This window comes from Paenisporosarcina sp. P5_A11 (genome assembly GCF_056400705.1).
The window spans coordinates 1-4,362 of sequence record NZ_JBFUKT010000227.1; the positions used below are offsets into that span (position 1 = coordinate 1).

5 protein-coding genes and 1 pseudogene are annotated in these 4,362 nt (G+C 34.8%); 2 read left to right on the plus strand and 4 right to left on the minus strand.

The window, feature by feature from the left end; genetic code table 11:
- On the minus strand, positions 1-1,294 hold a 1,294-nt coding region (locus AC1DOS_RS18250), incomplete at its 3' end, for an alkaline phosphatase PhoX (protein ID WP_477538646.1).
- Positions 1,295-1,576: 282 nt separating this feature from the next.
- A complete protein-coding gene (locus AC1DOS_RS18255) occupies positions 1,577-1,771 on the minus strand; it encodes a sortase family protein (protein WP_477538647.1) in 195 nt (64 codons plus the stop codon).
- A 93-nt stretch (positions 1,772-1,864) separates the two neighbouring features.
- Here AC1DOS_RS18255 and AC1DOS_RS18260 point away from each other — a divergent pair, with 93 nt between their 5' ends.
- Together AC1DOS_RS18260 and AC1DOS_RS18265 are read left to right on the plus strand one after the other, a co-directional pair.
- Positions 1,865-2,017, plus strand: a complete 153-nt coding sequence (locus AC1DOS_RS18260; protein ID WP_477538648.1) for a hypothetical protein — start codon at positions 1,865-1,867, stop codon at positions 2,015-2,017.
- Between the two features lie 184 nt (positions 2,018-2,201).
- Positions 2,202-2,630, plus strand: a complete 429-nt coding sequence (locus AC1DOS_RS18265; RefSeq protein ID WP_477538649.1) for a toxin-antitoxin system TumE family protein — start codon at positions 2,202-2,204, stop codon at positions 2,628-2,630.
- Positions 2,631-2,749: 119 nt separating this feature from the next.
- Here AC1DOS_RS18265 and AC1DOS_RS18270 read toward each other — a convergent pair whose 3' ends face one another.
- Complete coding sequence (locus AC1DOS_RS18270) at positions 2,750-3,577, minus strand: phosphatidylserine/phosphatidylglycerophosphate/cardiolipin synthase family protein (protein WP_477538650.1); 828 nt, start codon at positions 3,575-3,577, stop codon at positions 2,750-2,752.
- Between the two features lie 489 nt (positions 3,578-4,066).
- Positions 4,067-4,362, minus strand: a pseudogene (locus AC1DOS_RS18275) (ECF transporter S component); the annotation flags it as partial.

The window sequence follows — 4,362 nt, forward strand, 5'->3', positions numbered from 1 at the left end:
CTACAGGATCTGTGGAGTTTGCTGTCATTCCGCCACTGATAGATGACATTGTCATATAAATCTTATTGTCCGCCTTGTTTAGTTCTACTGTTTCCATCTTATTGAATTCCGACGTTGCCCCTAATAGAGCACCATAACGGCGTGATTCTAAGAAGGCCGCGGCTTTTTCCATACCTGGTTTTAGTTTTAACCATTCATCTCTTCCGCCGGCTTTCACTCGTTTGAACCCATTTTCTTTAGCAAATTCTGCATCTGTAGCCGTTTCAAATATGTCACTAAAGTTTAACTTTTCAGCCATCTTTTTAATTTCCGTATCGTTTGCATGACCTAATTTGATCCATTCCAAATCAGCGGAACCACCATTTTGATCACTAGTTTGATTCCATTTTGCAGCATATAACGTACCAGATGTTAAATCTTTCGCTTCATCTGCAACATATATAAATGACATTGTGTAAGATCCGTCATCACCAAAGTAAACCGTACGGTTATCCGGTGCTACTTTAACATTTTCGGATGAAAGGCGTCCCATACTATAGTGTTTAACAGCTTTCGATGTACCATCTTTGTGCACGGTTACCTCTGGAATATGACCATATAGATATGGATTTCCGATGATCGTATTATCTTGATAATAGTTTCGGGCATATTGTGTTACTGACGACTTTTCAGGGTTTGCTTCATGTGCTTTTGCATCCGGTTCATATTCTTCACTTCCTAAATGAGTATTCCAAGGAGAGAGAGAACCTGCACATGGAGTCCAAATGCCACCATCAGCTGAAAAATCAATAGGTTTCATATCCGTTACGGTAAGTGCACCTGTTTCTTTATCTTGTTCTATAGTATTTAACATCATAGATTTCGGCATATTCCCAATCTCATTTGACGGCATACCTTCATAATGATTTACCATAAATAGATTGCCTTTGACGTTCATGAGAGTATTGCTATCTGGGGAAGTCGAAATATATGGTTTTCCTTCGGCTGTCTTAATCATTTTCCCATTTACATCATAGGCAGCACCTGCGATATTTCCGTTATACTCAGCCCCAGGTTGGAATAATGATTTATATTCTAGTGGAAGTGTCTTTTGGGATCCATTTTTATACGTAACCAATACTGATGCTTCACTATACATCGCCGAACGTTCTTGCTCTGTATCAGGAGCGTCCATTCCAATAAATTCTACCTTCTTTATAGACACAGGTTTATGTGGTTCTGCAAATACATTTGATGCTGTCGGGAATAATACAGCTAAACTTAATAACGGAACTATGATTTTTCTCTTTTTCATGTTGTTTCCCTCCAAATTTCTGTGTATGATTCTTTCTTATTAAGCATAATGAAACACCGTTAATTTAGTGTTACAAAATTGTAAAAACAAAATATTAATTTGAATTTACTAGAAATTCGTGAAACTCTATAAGTAAGTAGAGAAAAATAATCTTTCTTAAATATCATTCGGACAAAGAAAAGAACGACCCCTATTGCAATTGCATGTAGGAAGCCGCTCTTATGTATTGATATTCCCTGTGCTCATTTTCATAGCCAATCAAGACGATAACTCTTCTTTAAATTACTCTTCTTCTTCATTTTTATTTCCATCATTTACATCATCCATCTCTTCACCATCATCAAAAATAATATTACCGTTCTCATCCATGACATAATCATAAATTTTAAATTCATCTGTTTCAAAGTTTAGAGCAGCTACTCGAACTTTGTCTCCATAGGAAATTGATGGCAAATCACTAAATCTTTTCCCTTCCATAAAATCCTTTAATCTCTTTTCGATTTCTTCCTGCTTTTCGTTATATAAATTCCCGTAATAAATTGGCTTTAATTCCTCTGAAGCAGAGGAATTATGAGCGAAGAAACAGTTATACAGGAGATTGCTAAGCAGCTGAAAGAATACTTGCAGTATCAAGAAAAAACCAATGGGGAAGTAATTCCACCGTCAAAATTTAAAGATGAACGAATTTACACCATTTATAATGAAATGTTAATTGAAAAGTAACAAAGTAAAAGCAACGCCAAGTAATTACTGGCATTGCTTTTTATTTTGCGATTTGAGTTAGCGATGATATTCAGCTTTATTGAGGCGTTCCTGTGTTATTTCTTTTGCTAAGGATAATGCGGAAACATTACTTTTTACGTCAGGATGAAAATAAGTCTGATGTATATCTATAGAAGTTTCATAAATGATTGCACGAAGAGTTATTAAAGAAGTAAGGTCTGCTAATGGTTATCCCTCTGACGCTGGCGCTAAAAGAAAAACTGTTATATTTGATGATAATTCCAAATTATCGGCACAAGAATTCATTAAAAATGGAAAAATTGATTATTATCAATACGATTTTTACGACGGCAAACAAAACATAATGATAAAGATTCACTCCGAACCTCATACTGATGAAGAGTTGCAAACTTTAACTGAGCCTTATCACATACATGTGCAGAGTGATGTTCACGATTTAAAGGCATCTAAAAGGTTACCTGTACCGCTGGGGTTTAAGAGTAAAGATTTGTTTTCGTTTATAGAGATTTACTTATTCAGTTGGCATTTAAGGYCCGCTTATGCAACTCCCGAAAAAAAGAGTACGAAACAGAATATAAGAAGAGATAGATAAAAACTAGAAGAAAGACCATGATACCAGGTCTTACTTCTAGCTTTATTTTTGTATTAGCAATCGGGTTCAACAAAATTTCTTCTCCATTAATTACGGCATCCTTAACTCACTAGTTTGAATTACAATGGCTCCGTGTAAACTTTATAGTTTTTAATGAGTTTAATATTTTTGTAAACGGATTGTCTTATCATTTCATCCTTAATTTCATCAATTAGCGTTTCAATTTGTTTAATACATTCTTCAATAGTATCAAACGTATAAATTAATTTTGTCCCTTTTTCTTCTATCTCCGCAAACTTCTCTTGTTTGTATTCCCTTACATAATCATTTGCAGTTTCCAAAGCTTCATCCATATTATCTCCTGTGTCGATTTCTCTAAAGTGACACCACATCATAGATTCTTCTACTTGCGAAGAAAACTTTTCTAATTCATCTAATTCGGCAACAAAGTCATTAACAAGACCACTTAAGATCTTTACTTTATCTTCTGCTTCCGCATTATTAAAATTGGTAGGATAGTCATCTATTAAACTATTAACTATGTCTTCAAATCTAAAATGTATTCCCTTGAATACCTCCCATTTTTCTCGATGAAAAAAAGCGTGCTCCATGCTAAAAATCTCAATTTCAGGAGTATAAGGTGGGTCCCTGGCAATAGAAAAAATATCCTGTCTCATATCGTCTAATGAATTTCTCATTATGTCTGCATTTTCTTCCATTAGAATCGTATATTCAGATGTCGCGTAGCGAATAGATTGGTCTTTTATTTGACGGATCTCGTATGGGTCTTGCACTAAAAAACCTAATTCAACTTTATCTTGACTAGCATCAGAAAAATTTTGTGAGCCGATGTATGCGATAGTATCTGTCATTACTAATTTTGCATGATTCTCAAAATTAAAATATACATTTAAATCTGCAAATTTTTCTCTTTCCAATACTTTCAATGTGTATTTTTAATCATTTCATCGGCTCCCTTAAATTATCTTATTCTTAAACATTTCAGCATCGATAGCAAAAAGGCTGCCTAAAAGTAATTATAATACGTTTTTTACTCATTTTGTATTTCATTTCTTGTGATGCTATTTTTTGGTTATTAAAGCTTTAAGATTATACCATTTTTATTCGAGAGCAATTTGTTGTAAAGTTTACCAGTTCCAAAAAAAGCGTTAATCCTTCTTATCTTAACCTTAACACCTAAAGAAAAATGCCCAAAATCCTTATACATCAAGGGTTTTGAGCATTTTATGAAGGATGGGTTATTTGCGTTAAAACGGTACATACGGCTGAAAATACCGAAAGCTAACGTCTTTTCTCAGACGGTAGCATTTTTCTTTTTTCTTATTCAACTAAAGCACCCGTCTTTTTTGCTCCAACTTGAGCAGGATAAGAATCGTCAATACCAACCTGAATCAGTTCCATGAAACCAACTTCACTTACACATGGCCTTTCACACTTAGCAGACTGTATTTTCTCTTGAAGCGTTCCAAGATTTTCTTCCAGCTTGCGCCGAAAACTAAAATGAAAAATACATTCGATAATCCATGCGCCAAATCGAAATAGATGCTGGAGACATAGACACCTACAAAAAATTCCCTCGTCAAAATCTCCATGTTGCTTACAATGATCCACATGTTCATGAACCAACCGAATAAATATCCCCAAAGAAACCCGAAGATGCACTTACCCCACATTTTCTTCATCCACCAAACGTTACGCAACAGACCGGCAC

Bases quoted from the DNA above. Each gene is read 5' to 3' on its own strand.
- AC1DOS_RS18255 (WP_477538647.1), bottom strand. From the start codon at position 1,771: ATGGAAGGGAAAAGATTTAGTGATTTGCCATCAATTTCCTATGGAGAC.
- AC1DOS_RS18260 (WP_477538648.1), top strand. From the start codon at position 1,865: ATGAGCGAAGAAACAGTTATACAGGAGATTGCTAAGCAGCTGAAAGAA.